The sequence below is a fragment of the Arthrobacter sp. zg-Y895 genome (genome assembly GCF_020731025.1).
Taxonomy (GTDB): Bacteria; Actinomycetota; Actinomycetes; order Actinomycetales; family Micrococcaceae; genus Arthrobacter_B.
Map to the genome: position 1 here is coordinate 173658 of NZ_JAJFZY010000008.1, position 21445 is coordinate 195102.

Annotated in this window: 20 protein-coding genes; 13 read left to right on the forward strand and 7 right to left on the reverse strand. The window is 65.9% G+C overall.

Going from position 1 to position 21445, the window contains the following annotated elements:
• The first annotated feature begins 179 nt into the window (after positions 1-179).
• Complete coding sequence (locus LJ760_RS13845; RefSeq protein ID WP_227921269.1) at positions 180-494, forward strand: hypothetical protein; 315 nt, start codon at positions 180-182, stop codon at positions 492-494.
• A 30-nt stretch (positions 495-524) separates the two neighbouring features.
• Positions 525-1703 (forward strand): hypothetical protein, encoded by a 1179-nt coding sequence (locus tag LJ760_RS13850; protein ID WP_227921271.1) that lies wholly within the window; start codon positions 525-527, stop codon positions 1701-1703.
• Positions 1704-1745: 42 nt separating this feature from the next.
• Here LJ760_RS13850 and LJ760_RS13855 read toward each other — a convergent pair whose 3' ends face one another.
• Both LJ760_RS13855 and LJ760_RS13860 read right to left on the reverse strand, forming a co-directional pair.
• A complete protein-coding gene (locus LJ760_RS13855) occupies positions 1746-2492 on the reverse strand; it encodes a type 1 glutamine amidotransferase (RefSeq protein ID WP_227921275.1) in 747 nt (248 codons plus the stop codon).
• Entirely contained in the window at positions 2489-3760 is a 1272-nt protein-coding gene (locus LJ760_RS13860) for a Mur ligase family protein (protein ID WP_227921277.1), read from the reverse strand. The genes LJ760_RS13855 and LJ760_RS13860 overlap by 4 nt, the downstream gene beginning before the upstream one ends.
• A gap of 278 nt (positions 3761-4038) precedes the next feature.
• Between LJ760_RS13860 and LJ760_RS13865 the strand changes: the two genes are divergently transcribed.
• From LJ760_RS13865 to LJ760_RS13900, 8 genes are all read left to right on the forward strand, one after another.
• Positions 4039-4797: a YebC/PmpR family DNA-binding transcriptional regulator gene (locus LJ760_RS13865; RefSeq protein ID WP_227921280.1), complete on the forward strand. Its 759-nt coding sequence runs from the start codon at positions 4039-4041 to the stop codon at positions 4795-4797.
• Between the two features lie 9 nt (positions 4798-4806).
• Complete coding sequence (gene ruvC, locus LJ760_RS13870; RefSeq protein ID WP_227921282.1) at positions 4807-5406, forward strand: crossover junction endodeoxyribonuclease RuvC; 600 nt, start codon at positions 4807-4809, stop codon at positions 5404-5406.
• Between the two features lie 73 nt (positions 5407-5479).
• The gene (gene ruvA, locus LJ760_RS13875; protein ID WP_227921286.1) at positions 5480-6106 is read left to right on the forward strand and encodes a Holliday junction branch migration protein RuvA; all 627 of its coding nucleotides are present in this window, start codon (positions 5480-5482) and stop codon (positions 6104-6106) included.
• 1 nt (position 6107) lies between these two features.
• The gene (gene ruvB / locus LJ760_RS13880; RefSeq protein ID WP_227921289.1) at positions 6108-7202 is read left to right on the forward strand and encodes a Holliday junction branch migration DNA helicase RuvB; all 1095 of its coding nucleotides are present in this window, start codon (positions 6108-6110) and stop codon (positions 7200-7202) included.
• Positions 7203-7305: 103 nt separating this feature from the next.
• Positions 7306-7725 (forward strand): preprotein translocase subunit YajC, encoded by a 420-nt coding sequence (locus LJ760_RS13885; RefSeq protein WP_227921292.1) that lies wholly within the window; start codon positions 7306-7308, stop codon positions 7723-7725.
• Between the two features lie 93 nt (positions 7726-7818).
• On the forward strand, positions 7819-9546 hold the full coding sequence (secD, locus tag LJ760_RS13890) for a protein translocase subunit SecD (RefSeq protein WP_227921294.1): 1728 nt from the start codon (positions 7819-7821) through the stop codon (positions 9544-9546).
• Positions 9546-10562, forward strand: a complete 1017-nt coding sequence (gene secF / locus LJ760_RS13895; protein ID WP_227921297.1) for a protein translocase subunit SecF — start codon at positions 9546-9548, stop codon at positions 10560-10562. Before secD ends, secF begins: the two co-directional genes overlap by 1 nt.
• Positions 10563-10735: 173 nt before the next feature.
• The gene (locus LJ760_RS13900) at positions 10736-13177 is read left to right on the forward strand and encodes a RelA/SpoT family protein (RefSeq protein ID WP_374200049.1); all 2442 of its coding nucleotides are present in this window, start codon (positions 10736-10738) and stop codon (positions 13175-13177) included.
• 13 nt (positions 13178-13190) lie between these two features.
• Here LJ760_RS13900 and LJ760_RS13905 read toward each other — a convergent pair whose 3' ends face one another.
• The 3 genes from LJ760_RS13905 to LJ760_RS13915 form a co-directional block, all read right to left on the reverse strand.
• Positions 13191-13808: a type IV toxin-antitoxin system AbiEi family antitoxin gene (locus LJ760_RS13905; RefSeq protein ID WP_227921299.1), complete on the reverse strand. Its 618-nt coding sequence runs from the start codon at positions 13806-13808 to the stop codon at positions 13191-13193.
• A 98-nt stretch (positions 13809-13906) separates the two neighbouring features.
• On the reverse strand, positions 13907-15337 hold the full coding sequence (locus LJ760_RS13910; RefSeq protein ID WP_227921301.1) for a DUF349 domain-containing protein: 1431 nt from the start codon (positions 15335-15337) through the stop codon (positions 13907-13909).
• A 53-nt stretch (positions 15338-15390) separates the two neighbouring features.
• Positions 15391-16149, reverse strand: coding sequence for a peptidylprolyl isomerase (locus LJ760_RS13915; RefSeq protein WP_227921303.1), 759 nt, complete (start codon positions 16147-16149; stop codon positions 15391-15393).
• A gap of 181 nt (positions 16150-16330) precedes the next feature.
• On the opposite strand from LJ760_RS13915, the gene hisS reads away from it, so the two are divergent.
• Positions 16331-17686, forward strand: a complete 1356-nt coding sequence (gene hisS, locus LJ760_RS13920) for a histidine--tRNA ligase (protein WP_227921306.1) — start codon at positions 16331-16333, stop codon at positions 17684-17686.
• Between the two features lie 12 nt (positions 17687-17698).
• Here the strand turns inward: hisS and LJ760_RS13925 are convergent, their stop codons facing one another.
• Both LJ760_RS13925 and LJ760_RS13930 read right to left on the reverse strand, forming a co-directional pair.
• The gene (locus tag LJ760_RS13925; RefSeq protein ID WP_227921311.1) at positions 17699-18373 is read right to left on the reverse strand and encodes a response regulator; all 675 of its coding nucleotides are present in this window, start codon (positions 18371-18373) and stop codon (positions 17699-17701) included.
• Positions 18370-19680, reverse strand: a complete 1311-nt coding sequence (locus LJ760_RS13930) for a sensor histidine kinase (protein ID WP_227921316.1) — start codon at positions 19678-19680, stop codon at positions 18370-18372. Before LJ760_RS13930 ends, LJ760_RS13925 begins: the two co-directional genes overlap by 4 nt.
• A gap of 48 nt (positions 19681-19728) precedes the next feature.
• Between LJ760_RS13930 and LJ760_RS13935 the strand changes: the two genes are divergently transcribed.
• Both LJ760_RS13935 and LJ760_RS13940 read left to right on the forward strand, forming a co-directional pair.
• Entirely contained in the window at positions 19729-20373 is a 645-nt protein-coding gene (locus tag LJ760_RS13935; RefSeq protein WP_227921317.1) for a hypothetical protein, read from the forward strand.
• 45 nt (positions 20374-20418) lie between these two features.
• Positions 20419-21429: an adenosine deaminase gene (locus LJ760_RS13940; protein WP_227921320.1), complete on the forward strand. Its 1011-nt coding sequence runs from the start codon at positions 20419-20421 to the stop codon at positions 21427-21429.
• The last annotated feature ends 16 nt before the right edge of the window (positions 21430-21445 follow it).

The following is a 21445-nucleotide window of genomic DNA, read 5'->3' on the forward strand; positions in this document are numbered from 1 at the left end:
AGGTTGCGCAGCGCCATGTTTGCACCGTCGATTATGGATGTCCCGTAGCCGATCCTTGACCGGGACGCCTGGCTGGCGGGTGGTTCCGATCCGAACCCAGTGTTGATGCTGCCGTAGACGGTGTGCATACTCAGACAGCAGATGCAGGACGAACCCGCCCACCGAACCCTAGGAGTGAGATGTCTGGTGCAACACTGGCGCGGCCCACGATGAGGTTCGGCACAAGGTTCGGTATTGCAGCGGTCGTCCTCCTCGTCCTGGGTCCGTTTATCAACAGGAACTTCGGTATAGCAGACAGTCTTAACTCTATGAGGCTTTCCGCGGTCTGGGAGACAGTACCTGTTGCCGTGGCGGTATCGCTGATCTATTTGCTGTTACTGGTTACCTTCGTGTTGCTCTCCGCCGTACTCATCACAATCTCCCTGGTCATTCGTCACAGCGAAGCGAACGAACAGGCAACGATAAACAAGGGCTCAACCTTCACCGGGTTCTGACCGGCACAACCACTTCTACCCACAATCACCATGCCCGCATACGATGTCCCGGTGGAAACTCCGCAGAGGAAATACGATGCCTACGTCCCCCGGACGCCGCCGCCAGCCAAGGACGACCCGGTCGTGCAGTGGCTGCTGCAAGGCGATCCAGCGATCCGCTGGCAGGTGTTACGCGACATCCTCGACGCCCCGCAGGATGAGGTGGCAGCTGAGCGGGCACGGGTGGAGCACGAAGGATGGGGCGCTGGACTGCTCGCGCTGCGGGCACCTGACGGACAGTGGGCAAACGGGGCATGCTTCCCGGACACCGCGGCGTTCGCCGAGAGTACCGCACAGGCCCTGGCTGCCGGCGAGCCACCGCCTCCGTTCCCGTCACCCGACGCGGAACCCGACGCGGAACCGGCCGAAGCGCCAGGCGAGCAGTCAGATGAGCAGCCAGATGAGCAGCCCGGAGAACAGCCGGGAAAGGAACCGGAGCAACCATGGACCGCTACCTACCCGGTGCTGCTCGACCTGTGCCACTTGGGTGTACCGCCGGACAGTGCGGTGATGCGGGAGACCGCACAGTTGGTCGTCCACAACTGCCGGTGGGAGTACAACGGGTTGCCGTTCTTCGCCGGCGAAGTCGACTGCTGCATCAACGCCGGCACTATCCTGATCGGCACCTTCCTGGGCATCGACGTCGACCCGGTGGTGCAGCGGCTCGTGGCCGACCAGCTGCCTGACGGTGGCTGGAACTGCTGGGCAGAGACGCCTTCGACGCCGGGCTCTTTCGCCAGCACTCTTGACGTGGTTGACGCCTTACTCAGGTGGGAACGACACACCGGTGGATCCGATGAGGTCCGCCGGGCTCGCCATGACGGCGAGGAGTATCTGCTTCGACGTACCCTGTTCCGCTCATTGCGCACCGGCGAGGTGGTGAACCCACAATGGCTTCAGTTCTCCTACCCTCCCCGCTGGCACTATGACCTGCTCAAGGCAACGAGCTATTTCGCTCTGCGCGGCGGCCCTGCCGATCCGCGGCTGGTTGAGGCGATCGAACAAGTTCGTGCCAGGCGTCAGCCAGATGGACGTTGGCTGCTGGAGAACAGTCACCCCGGTGCTGTCCACTTTCGATTCGAAGAACCCGATGGGACGCCGAGCCGGTGGAACACTCTCAGGGCACTGCGGGTTCTGCGCTGGTACGACGCAGCACGTCTCCCTGCATGACGGGACCGGAAGGCCGCCCAACGCCCGCCAAGGCAAGAGAGGCTAGCGCGGCCGCTGCCCGGCGTGCTGGCGTGCCATTTCCGAAAGCTTCGACAGCTCGGCCAGGTCCTGTTCCGAACGGGGAACAGGGGAGAAGCTGCCGAACTTCCGCGTGGCTGCCTTCTCGATCAGGAAGTCCGCAATTGCCGGATTCTTGGGAAGAAGGGAACCGTGCAGGTAACTGGCTACCACGTTCTTGTACCGCGCACCCTCGGTGCTGTCCTTGGTGTTGTTGCCTTCACCCTTGCGGATCTCCGCCAGCGGCTTCACGCCCGGACCGAGGAAGGTCTGGCCGCTGTGGTTCTCATAGCCGTGGATCTCGCCGAACTCTTCGCTGACGGAAAGAACGTTGCCGATCAACCGCACGTCACCGCCGTGGGTCTCCATGTCCAGGATGCCGATTCCCGGAATGAGCGCACCCTCATGCGTCTTGAAGAACCGTCCGAACAACTGGTACAAACCGCAGATCACCAGCATCGGCAGGCCGTCCTCGGCAAGTCCCTGAAGGGTAGGTGCCAACTGCTGGAGATCCTGCTGGATCACCACCTGTCCGCTGTCCTGGCCGCCGCCGCCGACAATGATGTCAACATCGGCAGGGAACTCGTCCCCGGCGTTGTACTCCTCGACAACAGGCGTGTAGCCGTACCACTTCAGGCGCTGCTTGAGCACCAGCACGTTGCCCCAGTCGCCGTAAATGTTCATTTCCCGCGGGTACAGCTGCAGGATCTTGATTGTGCGGTCCTCGGTCATGAGACCACCTCTACCTTCGTGATCTTGGAGAGTTCCCGGCGTACGGCCAGCATGGCCGTGTACGTGCAGAAGATCCGCATGGGAACCCCGGGGGAGTCCTTGATGAAACGCTTCAATCCATCCGTGATGTCCGCTTCGATGGTGCGCACCGGTACGTCGTCGTACTTCAGCCGCAGCGCCATGTCGTAGGCGCGCACACCGCTGACGACGTCGACTCCGCCCTCGGCCAGGGATTCGAAGTCCACGTCCCACAGCCAGGACATGTCCCGGCCGTCGGCGTAGTTGTCATTGATGGCGATCATTGTTGAGTAGCCGTGTGCGGCAAAGGACTTCAGGCCCAGGCGGAAGCCGCTGGGATTCTTCACCAGGACCAGCTCCAGCGGCTGGCCGTTGACGGTCAGGGACTCGCCGCGCCCGAATGCAGGCTCCACATTGGCAAGCGCCTCGAACAAGGCGTCGGAGTCGAGGTCCTTGCCCTTGATTGTCCGCGCAAAGGCGAGGGCAGCGGCGGCATTGAAGATGTTGTAAACGCCGCGCAGCTTCAGCCCCGAGGTGCGGACCTGTCCGTCGATCAGGAAATCCGCGTCCGTCTCACTCACGCGTTCAAGGACGACGTCGGCCTCCTGGGTTGCGGCCAGCGCCTCGGCAAGGCTGCCGCGCATCTCGTCGTCGTTGGGGAAGGTGCTGCGCAGCGACGCGTCGAGACCGAAGTACACGGCACGCTGGCCGTTCAGGGAATCGGCAATGCCCGCCACGCGGGGATCCTCGCGGTTCAGCACCACCGTCTCGGTGGTCGCGCGGGCAATGGATTCCAGCAGGCGGGTGGTCTTGTCGATCTCGCCGAACCGGTCCAGCTGGTCACGCAGGACATTCAGCAGCAGGCTGTAGCGCGGCTGGATCAGTTTCACGAAGTGCACGGCGTGGGCTTCGTCCAGTTCCAGGACGGCGATGTCCGCATCCAGGTGCCCGCGCAGGTTCACTTCGCCCAGCAGCGCCGCTGCGACGCCGCGGGTGAAGTTGCTGCCCGTGCGGTTGGTGAAGACCTTTAGCCCCTGGCTCTCCAGCAGCTCCACCACCATCTTGGTAGTGGTGGTCTTGCCGTTGGTTCCGGACACGACGGCGACGCCGAGCGGCAGGTCTGCGAGGGTACGGCGAATGAAATCGGGATCGATCTTCTCCACTACCAGGCCCGGCAGGGCGGAGCCGCCGCCACGCAGTTTGGAGGCACTGCGGACCAGTTTTCCGACCAGGATGGAGAAAGAACTCATGGTTACTGAATATAGCGCACACCCTTGGTACAGCACCGATCCGCAAGGGGTGAGGCTGCACGCATCCGGGCAGGTCAACGGTGTTATATCCGTCGGGATCCGTCCCCGGCCCGGAGCGCGGAAGCGTTTCCGGCCCCGGAAACGGATTCGGTCGCTAGAATTGTGGCAGTGCGTTCGGGAAGCTTAGCTGGTCTCCCTGTTCGGCCCGGGTTCCCCGGGGTCCTGGACGGGTGGCAAGCAGCCGGACTTTTTTATCGATCAGAGGAGAAGCGTAGAGCATGTCGGGCCACTCTAAATGGGCAACCACCAAGCACAAGAAGGCCGTAATTGATGCCAAGCGCGCCAAGTCCTTCGCCAAGCTGATCAAGAACATCGAAGTTGCAGCACGCGCCGGCGGAGCCGACATGGCAGGCAACCCGGCCCTTGAACTGGCCGTTTCCAAGGCCAAGAAGACGTCGGTGCCGATCGACAACATTAACCGTGCGGTCAAGCGCGGCGCCGGCCTGCTCGGCGAGGCCGTCGATTACCAGACGATCATGTACGAGGGCTACGGACCGCAGGGCTCCGCCCTCCTGATCGAGTGCCTTACGGACAACAAGAACCGTGCGGCCTCCGAGGTCCGCCTTGCCGTGACCCGCAACGGCGGCAATATGGGCGATCCCGGTTCCGTCGCCTACATGTTCACCCGCAAGGGCGTAGTGAACCTGCCCAAGAACGGCCTCACCGAAGACGATCTGCTGATGGCCGTCCTTGACGCCGGTGCGGACGAAGTGAAGGAATCGGGCGAGAACTTCGAGATCATCTCGGAGCCGCAGGACCTCCGTGCCGTCGTCGGTGCGCTGGAAGAGGCGAGCATCGAGTATGAAACCGATGAAGCCGAATTCGTTCCGTCCATGCATGTGGAACTGGATGCGGATGCTGCCCGCAAGTTCCTCAAGCTCGTGGATGCGCTGGAAGACCTCGACGACGTCCAGAACGTTTACTCCAACGCTGATATCCCGGCCGCCGTTATGGCCGAGCTTGAAGAAGACGACTAAGACGTACCTGTGTCTTTACGCGTCCTGGGGGTGGACCCCGGCCTGACCCGCTGCGGCCTTGGAGTAGTTGAGGTCGAGGGAAACCGCCGGGCCACCCTCGTGGCCGTCGGAGTTGTCGGCACAGTGGCCGGCACCGCGCTTGACGCCCGGTTGCTGGTCATTTCCGAAGCCATCGATCTGTGGCTGGACACCCACCGGCCCGATGTCCTGGCCGTGGAACGGGTGTTCAGCCAACTCAATGTCAGCACCGTGATGGGTACCGCCCAGGCCTCCGGCGTCGTTATTGCCGCCGCCGCCCGGCGCGGCATCCCGGTCGCCCTGCACACGCCTACCGAGGTCAAGGCGGCGGTCACCGGCTCCGGCTCGGCCAACAAGGACGCCGTGGGCAAGATGGTGACCAAGATCCTGCGGCTGGACGAGATGCCCAAGCCCGCCGACGCCGCCGACGCCCTTGCCCTGGCGATCACCCACGCCTGGCGCCGCGGCGTCGCCGGTCCCGGACCCACCGCCGGCTCCGCCTCGCGGGGCGCGGCACCGGCTACCGGGTTAACTCCGGCCCAGCGGCTGTGGGCCGAAGCGGAAGCGCGGGCAAAACGCGGAAGCTACTGAACAGCAGGGGAATGCGGGCGCCAGCAAGTAGGGTATTCGTAGATATGTTCTATACAGCCTCTGGAGTTCCTTCATGATCAGTTCCCTCCGCGGGGTCGTTTCGCACGTGGGCCTTACCTCTGCCGTCATTGATGTCCAAGGATTCGGGATGCTCGTCCAGGCCACCCCGCAGACCCTGGCTTCGCTGCGCACGGGAAGTGAAGCCAGCGTCCATACCGCCATGATCGTGCGCGAAGACTCCATGACCCTGTATGGGTTCAGCGACGCGGACCAGCGCGAGGTCTTTGAAATCCTCCTCGGCGTCAGCGGCGTGGGTCCGCGGATCGCCCTCGCGGTCCTGGCCGTCCACACTCCTGAAGCCATCCGGGTGGCCGCATCCACCGGGGACGACAAGGCCTTCAGCAAGGTTTCCGGCATTGGCCCCAAGGGCGCCCGCCGCATTGTCCTCGAGCTGGCCGACAAGCTGGTGCCGCACGGCACCGTGGAGAACCCGGCGGCACCGCGCTGGCAGGAACAGGTCCTGGCCGCAATGACCGGCCTCGGCTGGTCCGAAAAGGACGCCACCGCCGCCATGGACGACACCGCCGCCGAGCATCCCGACGTCGCTGCCGCCGGCAACGTCGGGGAAATCCTGAAACTGACGCTGCGGCGCCTCGGGACCGACGGCGCCCGGACCTCCTCGCGCCGAAAGGCCGGCTGAGGTGTCCACCGCCGACTCCCTCGTCGCGCCCGGTCCCGATCCGGACGACAAAGCCATCGAAGCCGCCCTGCGGCCCAAGAACCTGGACGACTTCGTAGGTCAGAAGCGCGTCCGCGAACAGCTGTCGCTGGTACTCGAAGCGTCCCGGCTGCGCGGCCGCAGCGCCGACCACGTGCTGCTGTCCGGCCCGCCCGGCCTGGGCAAGACCACCCTGTCCATGATCATTGCCGCGGAAATGAACGCACCGCTGCGGATCAGTTCCGGGCCGGCCATCCAGCATGCCGGGGACCTCGCAGCCATCCTGTCTTCCCTGACCGAGGGCGAGGTGCTGTTCCTGGACGAAATCCACCGCATGTCCCGGCCGGCCGAGGAAATGCTCTACATGGCCATGGAGGATTTCCGCGTCGATATCATCGTCGGCAAGGGTGCCGGTGCCACCGCCATTCCGCTGGACCTGCCCCCGTTCACCCTGGTGGGAGCCACTACCCGCGCCGGCCTGCTGCCCGGTCCGCTGCGGGACCGTTTCGGATTCACCGGCCACTTGGAGTTCTACTCGACGGATGAACTGGAACTGGTGCTGCGCCGTTCGGCCATGCTGATGGACATGAAGGTCAACTCCGCGGGATTTGCCGAGGTTGCCGGACGCTCGCGCGGCACCCCGCGTATCGCGAACCGGCTGCTGCGCCGCGTCCGGGACTGGGCGCTGGTGCACGGCATCGAGCAGATCGACGCCCGCTCGGCCGGAGCGGCGCTGGATATGTACGAGGTGGACGTCCTCGGCCTCGACCGGTTGGACCGCGCCGTGCTGACCGCACTGATCACCAAGTTCAACGGGGGACCGGTGGGCCTTTCCACGCTGGCGATCGCCGTAGGCGAGGAACCGGAGACAGTGGAGACGGTGGCCGAACCGTACCTCGTCCGTGAAGGCCTGCTCGGCCGGACCCCGCGGGGCCGCATCGCGACCCGGGCCGCGTGGGAGCATCTGGGGCTCCAGATGCCCGAGAACGTGGCGGCCGCGATGCCGCAGAACATGTTTTCCGGCCCCGGCACCAACACCTCATCCGCTCCCGCCGAGGAGACCGGGCCGGAAACTTAACCGTCCGCTCCCACGTTTTCCGTTTAGACTGGCCCTAGGGCACGGTCCCGGCACCATGTCCGGACCAGCCCCGCCCTACCCCAACAGAAACGGAACTCTCCACGTGTCTATCGCTGATCTCTTTATCCCTCTGCTGCTGGCGGTCTTCGTCATCCTCATGTTCCGCAAGCAGAAGAAGTCGCAGCAGACGGTTGTCCAGCAGCGGGCCCAAATGCTTCCCGGCACCGAAGTTATGACCCAGTTCGGGCTCTTCGGCCGGATCGTTTCCGTGGACCAGGAAGAAAACAAGGCCGTGCTGGAGCTTTCCCCCGGCAACACCGCCACGGTTCACCTTCAGGCACTGACCAAGGTCGTCACTGTTCCCGCTGAAGAAGCACCGGCCGATGACGCCGCCGCGGTCCCCGATGACGCCTCGTCCCTCACGCTCGGCAAGGACACCTCCGAGCGCAACGACGCCGTGCAGGACGAGACGCCTGAAGAAACACTCAAGCGCCTGAACCGCGACGACAAAAAAGAGAACTAGACTCTCCACGAGCCAAGCGGGGCATCGGTGCCCCGCTTGCCGCCCGGAGACCACGACGGTTCCGGTGATCTTCGCCCTTAAGGAAAATTCCCTATGCCCCGTACCGGCCCCGGCTCGGCCGCGAAAAAGACGCTCCTCTGGTTGGGCGTCATTTTTGCTGCCCTGGCCCTTTTGCTTGGCGGTGGTTCCATGTGGAGCAACGCCAGCTGGACCCCGAAACTCGCCCTCGACCTTGAGGGCGGCACCCAGATGATCCTTGCTCCCGAGGTGCAGGGCGGTGACTCCGAAATCTCGACCGAACAGCTCGACCAGGCCGTGGAGATCATCCGCCAGCGCGTGGACGGCAGCGGCGTCTCCGAAGCGGAGATCAGCACGCAGTCCAACCGCAACGTCGTGGTATCGCTGCCCGGCGTCCCCGATCCCGAGACCCGCGAGCTGATCCAGGCTTCCGCGAACATGGAGTTCCGCCCGGTCCTGGCCGGCGGCGGGGGACAAGGTGCAGCAGTAACGGATCCCACTCCTGCGGAACAGCTGCCCACCCCGTCGGCGGAACCCACGGATGCTTCGGACACCAACTGGATTTCACCCGAGCTGCAGACGCAGTTCGAAACCACTGACTGCCTGAACCCGGACACCATCGCCAACGCTGAGCAGGCACCGGCCGACCAGCCGATGGTGGCCTGCGAGCCCGGCACCGCCGGCAAGTACATCCTGGGCCCGGTCGAAGTTCCCGGCGTAGACATCTCCACCGCCAGCTTCGGCATGGCACAGGGCAACAACGGTGTCTCCACCAACCAGTGGGCCGTGAACATCGAGTTCAACGGCGAGGGTACCGACAAGTTCCGCGAAGTGACCGAGCGTCTCTTCGCCTTCCCGCAGGGCGACCCGCGGAACCAGTTCGCCATCGTCCTCGACGGGCAGATCATTTCGGCGCCGACCGTGAACGCGGTCATCACCAACGGCCAGCCCCAGATCACCGGCAACTTCACGCAGGAAAGCTCCGAAGCGCTCTCCGAGCAGCTGAAATACGGTGCCCTGCCGATCAGCTTCGAGATCCAGAGCGAACAGCAGGTCTCGGCGACCCTTGGCGCGGACCAGCTGCGGATGGGCATTATCGCCGGCCTGATCGGCCTGGCCCTCGTTGCCGTCTACTCGCTCTTCCAGTACCGCGCGCTGGGCTTCGTTACCATCATCTCGCTCGTCGTTGCCGGGCTGCTGACCTACCTGGCCATCGCCATCCTGGGCTGGAGCCACAACTACCGGCTCTCGCTGGCCGGCGTGGCCGGCCTGATCGTCGCCATCGGGCAGACCGCGGACTCGTTCATCGTGTACTTCGAACGCATCCGTGACGAGCTTCGCGACGGCCGCGGGCTGGTTTCCGCGGTGGACAACGGCTGGAAACGCGCCAAGCGCACCGTCTTGGCTTCCAAGGCCGTGAACATCCTGGCCGCCGTCGTCCTGTACTTCGTGGCAGTGGGCAACGTGCGGGGCTTCGCCTTCACCCTGGGCCTCACCGCCATTGCGGACCTCATCGTGGTCTTTATGTTCACCCACCCCACCATGGTGCTTCTGGCCCGAACCAAGTTCTTCGGCGACGGCCACCGCTTCTCCGGCCTCGATGCGAGCAAGCTGGGTGCGGTACCGCTTTACCGCGGTGCCGGACGGCTGCGTGATCCCTCCGAAGCGCCGGCTGCGCGCACCAAGAACAAGGGAGCGGCCAAGGAAGCCGAACGAAGGATGACCATCGCCGAACGGCGGCTTGCCGAAAAGCAGGATTCAATGGCCGGTACCGGCCGCAGCTCCGAGAAGGACGGCGAGTAATGAGTAAGCTCCCCAGTTTCGCCGCATTCGGCAACGACCTTTACACCGGAAAGCGGTCCTACAACTTCGTCGGCAAGGCAAAGCTGTGGTTCATCATCGCAGCGGCAGCCGTGCTGCTTTCGATCCTCATACCGGTGGCCAAGGGCGGATTCAACCTCGGCATCGAGTTCCGCGGCGGCTCCGAATTCACCGTCTCCAACGTCAGCAACACTGACGTCAGCGGCGGCGAGAAGGCCGTGGCCGAGGTTGCCGGCACCGCCGACCCCAAGGTCACCAACATCGCCCCGGGCACCATGCGGATCCAGACGGAGAAGCTGAGCGATGACCAGACCATCGAGGTCAAGGAATCACTGGCGGAGACCTACGGCGTAAGCCAGGACGAAGTCACCTCCACCTTCATCGGTCCCACCTGGGGCAGCGACGTCAGCCGGCAGGCCCTGGTGGGCCTCGTCGTCTTCGTGGCACTGGCCGCGGTGCTGATGGCCTTGTACTTCCGGACCTGGAAGATGTCGGTAGCCGCCGTCGTCGGGCTGTTGGTGGTTATGGTGGTCACCGCCGGCGTCTACGCGCTGAGCGGTTTCGAAGTCACGCCGTCGGCCATCATCGGCTTCCTTACCGTGCTCAGCTACTCGCTGTATGACACCGTGGTGGTGTTCGACAAGGTCCGGGAAAACACGAAGGACCTGGACAAGCGGACCAAGCGGACCTTCGCGGAAGAAGTGAACCTGGCCGTGAACCAGACTCTGGTGCGGTCCATCAACACTTCCGTGGTGGCAGTCCTCCCGGTGGCCTCCATCCTGTTCATCGGTGCGCTGCTGCTGGGCGCGGGCACCCTGAAGGACCTGTCCCTGGCATTGTTCGTGGGCATCATCCTGGGCACCATCGCGACCATCTACATTGCAGCGCCGCTGTACGCGTGGCTGCGCCGGAACGAACCGGACATCCGCAAGCAGGCCAAGCGGGTGGCCGAACGCCGGGCTAACGAAGCAAAGGGCTCCGCGGCGGTCAGCGCCTAAGGAATAAAGCCCGCCCCGACCATCCGGTTCCGTACTCCACGCCAAAGGAGTACGGAACCGGCGGTTTAAGTGCGGTGCGGGCAGGCTTAGACTGGTTGACAGGAGCCGCGTCAGGCGCGGCCGCCGAAAACGTTTTGATTACCTGCTTTTGAGCGTACGAAGAAAGGTCGTCAGTGGCCAACAGTGCAACGCCTGCCGATGAGGCAGGAAACAGCGGCACCGCGGGGATCGACCCGGGGCACGAGAGCACCGCAGCGCGCGAAGCTGCGGCATTGGATGCTGCCGCCAGCAACACTGACGCCCTGCTTCCCGTCCCCGGCCCGGCCAAGGCCCCCGTACCGGTGAAACCCGGCAGCGGCGCAGGCCGTGCACCCTCGACCGGCCGCCGTGCTTCCACCCGTGCCCGGCTCGCCCGCCTGGCCGGCCGGGGCAACCCCGGCTACTCGCCGATGCTGGAACCGCTGCTTCGCACGGTCCGGGTCAACAACCCCAAGGAAGACCTGGACCTGATCCAGCGCGCCTATGTGGTTGCCGAGCGGAGCCACGAGGGCCAGAAGCGCAAGAGCGGGGATCCGTACATCACGCACCCGGTGGCGGTTGCGACCATCCTGGCGGAGCTGGGCATGACCGGCACCACTCTGGCCGCGGCCCTGCTGCATGACACGGTGGAGGACACCAGCTACACCCTGGACGAACTGCGGCGCGAGTTCGGCCCGGAGGTCGCGATGCTCGTGGACGGTGTCACCAAGCTGGACAAGGTCACCTTCGGCGACGCCGCGCAGTCCGAAACCGTACGCAAGATGGTCGTCGCCATGGCCAAGGACATCCGCGTCCTGGTCATCAAGCTCGCGGACCGGCTCCACAACGCCCGAACCTGGCGTTTCGTATCGCCGGAATCGTCCGCCAAGAAGGCACGCGAAACGCTGGAAATCTTCGCCCCGCTGGCCCACCGGCTGGGTATGAACACCATCAAGTGGGAGCTGGAGGACCTTTCCTTCGCCGCACTGCACCCCAAGGTGTATGACGAAATCGTCCGGATGGTGGGCGACCGGACTCCGGAGCGGGAAAAGTACCTGGGCACCGTGCGGTCGCAGATCGCCGATGACCTGCACGCGGTCAAGATCAAAGCCACCATCACCGGCCGGCCCAAGCACTATTACTCGATCTACCAAAAGATGATCGTGCGGGGCAAGGACTTCGACGACATCCATGACCTGATGGGCGTGCGCGTCCTGGTGGACTCCGTCCGCGACTGCTACGCCACCCTCGGTGCCCTGCATTCGCGGTGGAACCCCCTTCCCGGGCGGTTCAAGGACTACATCGCGATGCCGAAGTTCAACATGTACCAGTCGCTGCACACCACGGTGATCGGCCCCGGCGGCAAGCCCGTGGAAATCCAGATCCGCACGCACGACATGCACCGCCGCGCCGAATACGGCGTGGCCGCGCACTGGAAGTACAAGGACGGAAACAAGGGCCCCGAAGCCCCTGACGACATGGGCTGGCTGCGCAGCCTGGTGGACTGGCAGCAGGAAACCTCGGATCCCGACGAGTTCCTGGATTCGCTGCGGTTCGAGATCAATGCGCGCGAAGTCTTCGTCTTTACGCCCAAGGGCGAGGTCATGGCGCTTCCGGCCGGCTCGACGCCGGTGGACTTCGCCTACGCCGTGCACACCGAGGTGGGCCACCGGACCATCGGGGCGCGCGTCAACGGGAAACTGGTGCCGCTCAACAGCGAACTGCAGCACGGCGACTGGGTGGAGATCTTCACCTCCAAGGCCGAGGGCGCCGGTCCCAGCCAGGACTGGCAGGGCTTCGTCAAGAGCCCGCGCGCCCGGAACAAGATCCGGCAGTGGTTCACCAAGGAACGCCGCGAAGAGGCAATCGAAAAGGGCAAGGACCTGCTCACCCGCGGCATGCGCAAGCAGAACCTGCCGCTGCAGCGCCTGATGACGCATGATGCGCTGGTGGCGGTGGCCGAAGAACTGCACCACCAGGACATTTCCGCGCTGTACGCCGCGGTGGGCGACGGCCATACCTCTGCCCAGAATGTCATTGAGCACCTGGTCAACCTGATGGGCGGGCACCAGGGCGCCGAGGAGGACCTGGCCGAAACGCCGGTGGCTACCGCAGCCCGCCGTCCCAAGTTCTCCGATTCCGGCGTCACCGTGCGCGGTACCGGCGATGTGTGGGTCAAGTTGGCCCGCTGCTGCACCCCGGTTCCGCCGGATCCGATCATCGGGTTCGTGACCCGCGGTTCGGGTGTTTCGGTACACCGCAGCGACTGCCGCAACGTACAGGAACTGCGTGCCACGCCGGACCGCATAGTCCCCGTGGAGTGGGCACCCACCCAGTCCAGCGTCTTCCTGGTCGAGATCCAAGTGGAGGCCCTGGACCGCAAGAGCCTGCTGTCGGACGTGACGCGGGTCCTCTCGGAAAACCACGTGAACATCCTCTCCGCCAGCGTCAACACCTCCAGCGACCGTGTGGCGATGTCGAAGTTCGTGTTCGAGATGGGGGATCCGAAATACCTGAACCACATCCTCAGCGCGGTCCGCAAGATCGACGGCGTGTTCGACGTCTACCGCACCACGGGGTCGCAGCGGCGGGTCTAGGCTCCGGGTTCCACTAACCGGTCGGCTCGGCGGCAGCCGCAACGCGTTCCAGTGCCGCCGCCTTGCCCGGCACCCGGTGTCCGGCTTCCAGGGCCCGCTGCACGAGGTCCAGCCGGCAAGCCAGACCCGGGAGCGCCGCCAGGCGCCGCAGGGTGGAAACCGCTTCTGCGGTGCCCGCATAGAGGGCGACGTCGACGGCGGTCCGCAGCGGTGAGGTAACCGACACCGTTCCTACGTCCGCGCGGTCCGCAGGGCCCAGCAGGACCTCGTGGAGGACTGCGGTACTGAACGGCTGCAGGGCACCGGTGCGGCTGCGGCGGTCCGCCAGGACATCGAGCCGCGGCGGCCGTGGAGCGCAGCCGTAGATCCAGGCAGCCGTCAGTCTCCCCATGGTCAGCCTGCGGCGCAGCTGCACGGGCAGCTCGGCAGACGCCGCGAGGGCACGGACCACCGGGTCCGGCCGGACATCCCAGCGCACAAAGGTTCCCGCGTACACGTGCCGGAGCAACCCGTCCATCGCCATGGCCTGGAGTTCCTCGTGCCGGAACACGTCCCCGGCGGTGAACAGCGCTCCGCCCGTGGAGGTGATCTGCGGGAGGGCACCGGGGTAGGGAAAGAGCTGCGCAGGCATGCACACCAGCATGTGCAGCCTGCAGGCAAAGCGAAAGCCCCGCCCCGCCCGTTGTGGATAACGGGAGGAGCGGGGCTTTCGTGGAGCCGGTACGCGGCCTAGGCGAAGTCCTGCGCGGACTTCTGCAGCATTGCCAGCCACTGCTGGCGGGCTTCCAGGGCCTCGCGGGCGTCCGCGATCTTCTTCGCGTTGCCCGCCTTCTCGGCGTCGGCCAGGTCCTGCTCGAGGGACGCAATGGTCGCCTCCAGCTGGGACAGGGCCGAATTGGTGCGTGCCTTGGTCTCGGGGTTGCTCCGCTGCCAGTGCTCGTCTTCAGCAGCCTTCACGGCTTCCTCAACCTTGCGGATGCCGGCCTCCATGCGGCCCATATCGGCCCGGGGCACCTTGCCGGCGTCTTCCCAGCGTTCCCGGATCGACTGGAGGGCCTTGCGGGCAGCGTTCAGGTCCGTGATCGGCAGGAGGGCCTGCGCTTCCCTCAGCAGCTCTTCCTTGACTACGAGGTTCGCGGCGAATTCCTCGTCGATAACCTCGTTGGCCGCCTGGCGGGCGGCGAAGAACTGATCCTGCGCGGCACGGAAGCGGGCCCACAGGGCATCGTCATCCTTGCGGCTGGCGCGCTTGGACGCCTTCCACTCGTCCATGAGCTGCCGGTATTCGGCGGCGGTGTTGCCCCAGTCCGTTGACGTCGCCAGTTCCTCGGCGCGGGCAATGAGTGCTTCCTTCGCAGCCTTGGCGGACGAGTTTTCACTGTCCAGCTGGGAGAAGTAGGCACGGCGGTGGCGGTCGAAGACGGTGCGGGCGGAACGGAACCGCTTCCACAGGGTGTCCTCGGTGCTGCGGCCCAGGCGCGGGCCGTTCTTCTGCGCGGTCTTCCACGCATCGAACAGCTCGTTCATCCGGTTGCTGCTGGTCTTCCACTGAATCGTGGCCGAATCCTTGGCGGCGATTTCCTCCGCCTCGGCAACAATGGCTTCACGGGCGGCAAGCTCACGGGCCTTGGCGGCCTCAGCCTCGGCGCGCTCGGCGGCCTCGGCTTCCTTGAGCGAGGCTTCGAGTGCTTCGATGCGGGCATCGAGCGCCTTGATATCGCCCACCATCTTGCGCTCGGCCACCTGCTGGGCCAGGTGCTTCAGGGTCTTGTGGATGTCCGCGGCCGGAGCCTTGACCTGCACCCGCTGCTCCAGGAGCAGCAGCTGGCTGGCGACGTCGTCGTACTTGCGCACGAAGTAGGCCAGCGCTTCTTCCTTGGAGGCGTCGGGGAACTGGCCGACGGCGGATTCCTCGCCGTCCACGATCAGGAAGACATGGCCGTCCTCCTCGACCCGCGCGAAGCGGGCGGCTTCCTCCAACGGGGTGGAGTGGGCGGCCGGGACAGCCACCACCGGCTGGGCTGCCGCGCCGGGCCGGGGGCCTACGGCGGCGGGGGAGGGCCGACGCGCCGCAAGTGCTGCGGGGCTCGGAGTGGCAGGCCGGGATGTCTCCGTAGTGGAAGGGCCTGCTGTTTCGTCGGATTTCTGACTGTCTGTCACCGCTAAAAGTCTTTCACTCGATGGATGGCAGTTTGCGAAGCCCGCGCCGCCACTTAGTTCAGGGTGAACGAGTTAATCGTCACCGGGTCTTTCGGGAAACCATCGGTCTCCCCGGAGGCTGTCCCCGAGGAAGCAATGGCCTCCAGTACGTCAAGACCTGACGTTACCTTACCCATTATCGTGTAGCCGCCGGTTTCCTGCGTTAGCGTCGAATCCTTGTAAACAATGAAGAACTGTGTGCCGTGGCTCATGACGTCGTCACCGCGGGCGACGGCGATGGTGCCGGCGGGGTAAAAGCCGTCCGCCGGCGAATTCTCCACCGGCCCCCATAGGAAGTCCTGGTCGGCCTTTCCGTCCCCGTTCGGCGAACCGCACTGGAGCACGGACGTGGATTCGGTGGCGGTCAGGCGGTGGCAGTCCTTGCCGCTGAAGTAGCCCGCATCGGCAAGCGTCTTGAAGGAGGCAACCGCCTGCGGCGCCGCCGTGCCGTCCAGTTCCACGCCGATCTCGCCCTGGCCCAGCGCCAGGGACCCGGTGAAGGTCCTGCCCTCGGCGACAGAGGGATCCGGAACGTCGGGCAGCTCGGCGACGTCGGCCTGTTCCCGCAGCAGCTCCAGGTCCTTCGCCGTGGGGTCGGAACTGAACCACGCCACCTGCAGTGCAACGGCGAGGGCCAGGACAACGACGGCGGCCGCTGCGGCGAAGAGGTTGTCACGCTTGCGCCGCTTGGTACGGGCAGCGGCGAAAGCCTTCCGTGCTTCCATCCGGGCCAGCCGGCGCCTGTCTTCACGGCTGGTGCGGTTTGCTGCCACCGTTGCCTCCTGTACTGGATCGGATCGGGATCGGGCTGGGAGCGGCGCGCCGGTCTGAAACGGGGGCTGCGTCCCAAGCGGCTAAAATGAGTGCCGCACATAGTTTATGCACGCTCATGCGTGCACCGTGGCCGGGCGGGGTTCCGCCTGCGCCGTTTCGCACACCTAAGGAGTTGCCACCATGGCACGCAAGGCCTCACTGTCCGGTTTCCCCGAATGGCTACCGCAGGAGCGCCTTGTTGAACTCCATGTCCTGGACGTACTGCGCCGCACCTTTGAACTGCACGGCTTCTCCAACATCGAAACCCGGGCCGTGGAAACGGTGGGCCAGCTGCTGCGCAAGGGCGATATCGACAAAGAAGTCTACGCGCTGAGCCGGCTGCAGGCCGAAGAGGGCGAGGCGGCCGGCAAGGAAGATCCCAACCAGCTGGCCCTGCACTTCGACCTGACCGTGCCGTTTGCCCGCTATGTCGTGGAGAACGCCGGCCACCTCTCCTTCCCGTTCCGCCGCTACCAGATCCAGAAGGTCTGGCGCGGCGAGCGTCCGCAGGAAGGCCGGGCCCGCGAGTTCACGCAGGCGGATATCGACGTGGTGGGCGACGGAGAGCTGCCGTTCCGGTACGACGTCGAGCTGGCGCTGGTGATTGCCGAAGCCCTCGGCGCGCTGCCCATCCCCGAGTTTAAGATCAGGGTCAACAACCGCAAGCTGGCCGAAGGCTTCTACCGCGGCATCGGCCTGGCGGACACCGCCGGTGTGCTGCGCAGCATCGACAAGCTGGAGAAAATCGGAGCGCAGCGCGTAGCCGAGCTCCTGCAGGAAGAACTCGGCGCCACCCCCGAACAGGCCGAGGCTGCCCTGAAGCTGGCCTCCATCCGTACGGAGGACACCTCGTTCGTGGAGCAGGTCCGGGCACTGGGCGTGTCCAATGAACTGCTGGACGAAGGCCTCGATGAGCTGTTCCAGGTCATCAGCGAAGCCTCCCGCCGCGCTCCGGGCCGGGTCCTCGCAGACCTCAGCATTGCCCGCGGCCTGGACTACTACACCGGCACCGTTTACGAAACGGTCCTGGTGGGCCATGAAGCGCTCGGCTCCATCTGCTCCGGCGGCCGCTACGATTCCCTGGCCAGCAAGGGCAACCGCACCTTCCCCGGCGTCGGACTCTCCATCGGCGTCACGCGGCTGGTCATGCGCATCCTCAGCCAGGAATTCGCGCAGGCTTCGCGCAGCGTTCCCACCACCGTGCTGCTGACCCTGGCCGCCGACGAGTCCTGGTCCGAAGCCCAGGACACCGCCGCCCAGCTGCGCGGCCGCGGAATTTCGGTGGAAGTGGCCCCGAAGGCGGAAAAGTTCGGCAAGCAGATCAAGTTCGCCGACCGCCGGGGCATCCCGTTTGTCTGGTTCACCGCCGAGGACGGCAGCCACGAGGTCAAGGACATCCGCACCGGCGAGCAGGTGCCGGCGGATCCCGCGCTGTGGACTCCGCCGGCCGAGGACCTCACCGTGCAGGTGACCCCTGTACAGGTGCCGTCCGCCTAGCGGCCCGGGCCGCTAGCCGCGTCCCCGGAACGCGATGGCGGCCTGCACCCGGGAGGAGACTCCCAGCTTGGCCAGGACCCGGGACACATGCGTTTTAACGGTGGTCTCGGCGATGCCCAGCCGGCGGGAAATCTGCTGGTTGGACAATCCCTCGCCGATGCAGGCCAGGACCGCTTCCTCCCGTGCGGTCAGGGACTCCGCCGGCATGGTTCCGGTCCCGGCACCGGCACCGGCACCGGTAGCCGCTGCCGGTGCCGCGGCCGGTGACTGCACGAAGGCGGAGATCAGCCTGCCGGTGACCTCCGGGGAGAGGACGCTGTCACCGTCGGCCACGCTTTGCACTGCACGGACCAATTCGGCAGGTTCCACCGATTTCAACAGGAAACCGGCGGCGCCGGCCCGCAGCGCCGCGAAAACGTACTCGTCAATGTCGAAGGTGGTCAGCACCAGCACCGCCGCCAGCCCCTCTCCGGTGATCTCGGCGGTGGCGGCGATTCCGTCCATTCCGGGCATACGGAGGTCCATCAGGACGACGTCGGGCCGCAGGGCCCGTGCCATGCGCACGGCTCCGGCTCCGTCGGCAGCCTCGCCGACGACGGTGAAGCCGCCGATGGACTCCAGAATCATGCGCAGGCCGCCGCGGATGGCCGAGTGGTCATCCGCCAGCAGCACAGTGGCGGCGCTCAAAGCATCTCCTGGGGCTGGCGGGGCACGCGGGGGAGCACGCGGGGGAACACGGAGGCTCCGTCGGCTTCTTCTGTAGGCAGGGTGGCTTCCACGAGCCAGGCGGCATCCAGTCCCGGGGCAGGACCTGCCACCCGTCCGGCAGAGAAACTGCCGCCGAGCTGAGCTGCCCGCAGTTTCATATTCCGCAGGCCCGAACCGTTTCCGGCGGCTGCGGAACTGCCGCCCTCGGAGGCAGGGAGCGCGTTGCGGATCCGCAGCTCCAGCTGCTTGTCCTGCCGCCGGACCGAGATACTCACGGGGCAGCCGGGCGCGTGCCGGACCGCGTTGGCCAGCGATTCCTGCACGATCCGATACACGCTGCTGCCCACCAGCACCGGCACCTCAACGTCGCCGGACAGATCCAGCTCCACCGGGCTTCCGGCCAGCCGGGCGGAAGCGGCCAGGGACTCCAGATGGCCCAGGCCCCCTGCGGCCGCAGCGGCTTCCGCCTGCTCCCGACTGTCCAACGGGCCGTCGGACTGGAGCAGGTCGATCATGGACCTCATTTCCCGCAGGGCGGAGACGCTTTCCGTCCGGACCTGGGCCAGCACCCTGCGGTCCAGGGCAGCGTCACCTGCCGCCAGCGCTGCGCCGGACTGCAGTGCTATGGCGGACAGATGCCCGGCAATCGCGTCGTGCAGTTCGCGCGCCATGGCTCCGCGCTCCGACGCCACGGCAACCTGCAGGTTGAGCTCGGCCAGCTGGGCGGTGCGTTCGGCCTTGAGCCGTTCCGTTTCCGCCCGCTGCCGTTCGCGTTCCGCTCTCTCGGTCTGGCGGCGCAGGGAGCCGGCCCACCAGAGCGGAACCAGGCAGACAAAAACCGCCTGGAACAAACCGAAGAGCAGGTACGGCCATCCCCGGTAGACCAGTCCTACGGAAACGGGAAGGACGACCATGCCGGTTACCGCCGCGCGCTGCACGCCGCGGCTTACACGCGGGGAGCCAAAGAGGATCCCGGCGTACAGCACCTCGAACAGGAGCAGGTAGGTAATGATTCCGCCGCCGAGCAGTGCGCCGGCACCGGTTGCCGTTCCGGTGACGGCCAGCATCAGCGGAACATTCCGGCGGCGGAACAGCAGGCCCGTACATCCCAGCACCAGGACCGGTACCCAGGCCCAGCCCGGTGCGCCCGGAATCGGCGGGAACAGACCTGCGGCGTTCACCCCGAGGAGTTTCAGCACGGTACCGCCCACCAGATAGCCGGCGGCAGCGGCGGCGCCGGAAGGCCAGATTCCGTTCCCGGTGCCCTGGTTTGGGGTTCTTTGCATGGGTTCAGCCTAAATGAGCGGCGTTCCCCTGGGCCCGGGCGGCGGGCTATGTCCTCCAAAGGGATGACGGAAGGCACCCTCGCGGTGGCACCTTTCGCCGACGACACCGGGTTTTCCGCACGGAAGGCTGGGGTCATGGACATCCTCGTGTATTTGATCATCGGCTCAGAGATCGGTTTCTGGGTCCTGCTGGCGGCCGGCCTGGGCGCCCGCTACCTGCTTCACCGCCGCCGGCTGGGCCTGCTGCTGCTCGCCTGCGTTCCGCTGCTCGACGTCGTGCTTTTGGCGGCATCCGCCGCTGACCTGGCACTGGGCGGACGGGCCGAGTCCATCCACGGCCTTGCGGCGTTCTACCTTGGCTTCAGCGTCGCCTTCGGCCGCAGCCTGATCCGGTGGGCGGATGTACGGGTTGCCCACCGGTTTGCCGGGGGACCGGCACCCGTGAAGCCGGGGAAGGGGACGCCGGAGTATCGCCGGTCATTGTGGGTGGAATACGGCCGCGTCCTGCTGGCCACCGGGATTGCCGTCGCCGTCCTGGTGGGCATGATCGGGATCGTGGCCGCACCCGGGGAAGCGGAGGTGCTGTGGGACTGGGTGAAGCGGGCCGGCCTGGTCGCAGGGATCTGGCTGCTGGCCGGTCCGGTGTACGGAATGTTTGAAACCGCTCCCCGGGAACGTGCCGGCCGCCGCTGACCTGGTGAATGGCGGTCCAAGGCATAAGGCCCCTAGGCTTTAACCATGCCTGTTGACCTGCTTCCCACCCCGCCCTGCGCCGAACTCCACCTCCACATCGAGGGAACACTGGAACCGGAGCTGATCTTCGAACTGGCTGCCCGCAACGGCCTGGACCTGCCCTACGACAGCCTCGAGGACCTCCGTGCGCGGTACCGGTTCACGGACCTGCAGTCCTTCCTGGACCTCTACTACTCCAATATGGATGTGCTGCGGACCGAGGCGGACTTCACCGACATGACCCGTGCCTACCTGCGCCGGGCAGCGGCGGCCGGGGTGCGGCACGTGGAAATGATGATGGATCCGCAGGCGCACCTTGTCCGAGGCGTCCCACTGAGCGTCTCCGTGGGTGGCGTCTGGGCGGCTTTGGCCCGCAGCGAGGAAGAGTTCGGGATCTCCACGGAGCTGATTGCCGCGTTCCTGCGCGACCACCCGGTAGCCGAAGCGCTGGAGGTGCTGGAGGAACTGCTGGCCATGGACGCGCCCATCATCGGAATCGGCCTGGACTCCGCGGAAGTGGGCAACCCGCCGTCGTCGTTCATCGAGCTGTACCGGCGTGCCCGGGAGGCAGGGCTGCGGAGCGTAGCCCACGCAGGCGAGGAGGGTCCGTCCTCCTACATCGAGGAGGCGCTGGACCTGCTTCAGGCGGACCGCATCGATCACGGCATCCGCTGCCTGGATGACCCGGACCTGGTGGACCGGCTGGTCCGCGATCAGGTGCCGCTGACCGTCTGCCCGCTGTCCAATGTGCGGCTGCAGGCGGTGTCAGCGCTGGCTGAGCATCCCTTGCCGCGGATGCTTGAGCACGGGCTGAACATTTCCGTGAACTCGGATGACCCGGCCTACTTTGACGGCTACGTGGATGACAATTTCCGGGCGGTACAGGAAACCTTCGGGCTCAGCAGGGCGCAGCTTGCCCGGTTGGCCGCCAACTCGATTGAAGCCTCGTTCGCCTCTGCCGGACGCCGCGCCGAACTGCTGGGTGAGGTCCGTGCGTGGGAGGCAGCCGGCGCCTAGGTGGGCGCCGGCCCCT

Bases quoted from the DNA above. Each gene is read 5' to 3' on its own strand.
- LJ760_RS13845 (WP_227921269.1), top strand. From the start codon at position 180: ATGTCTGGTGCAACACTGGCGCGGCCCACGATGAGGTTCGGCACAAGG.
- LJ760_RS13850 (WP_227921271.1), top strand. From the start codon at position 525: ATGCCCGCATACGATGTCCCGGTGGAAACTCCGCAGAGGAAATACGAT.
- LJ760_RS13855 (WP_227921275.1), bottom strand. From the start codon at position 2,492: ATGACCGAGGACCGCACAATCAAGATCCTGCAGCTGTACCCGCGGGAA.
- LJ760_RS13860 (WP_227921277.1), bottom strand. From the start codon at position 3,760: ATGAGTTCTTTCTCCATCCTGGTCGGAAAACTGGTCCGCAGTGCCTCC.
- LJ760_RS13865 (WP_227921280.1), top strand. From the start codon at position 4,039: ATGTCGGGCCACTCTAAATGGGCAACCACCAAGCACAAGAAGGCCGTA.
- ruvA (WP_227921286.1), top strand. From the start codon at position 5,480: ATGATCAGTTCCCTCCGCGGGGTCGTTTCGCACGTGGGCCTTACCTCT.
- secD (WP_227921294.1), top strand. From the start codon at position 7,819: ATGCCCCGTACCGGCCCCGGCTCGGCCGCGAAAAAGACGCTCCTCTGG.
- secF (WP_227921297.1), top strand. From the start codon at position 9,546: ATGAGTAAGCTCCCCAGTTTCGCCGCATTCGGCAACGACCTTTACACC.
- LJ760_RS13905 (WP_227921299.1), bottom strand. From the start codon at position 13,808: ATGCCTGCGCAGCTCTTTCCCTACCCCGGTGCCCTCCCGCAGATCACC.
- hisS (WP_227921306.1), top strand. From the start codon at position 16,331: ATGGCACGCAAGGCCTCACTGTCCGGTTTCCCCGAATGGCTACCGCAG.
- LJ760_RS13930 (WP_227921316.1), bottom strand. From the start codon at position 19,680: ATGCAAAGAACCCCAAACCAGGGCACCGGGAACGGAATCTGGCCTTCC.
- LJ760_RS13935 (WP_227921317.1), top strand. From the start codon at position 19,729: ATGTCCTCCAAAGGGATGACGGAAGGCACCCTCGCGGTGGCACCTTTC.
- LJ760_RS13940 (WP_227921320.1), top strand. From the start codon at position 20,419: ATGCCTGTTGACCTGCTTCCCACCCCGCCCTGCGCCGAACTCCACCTC.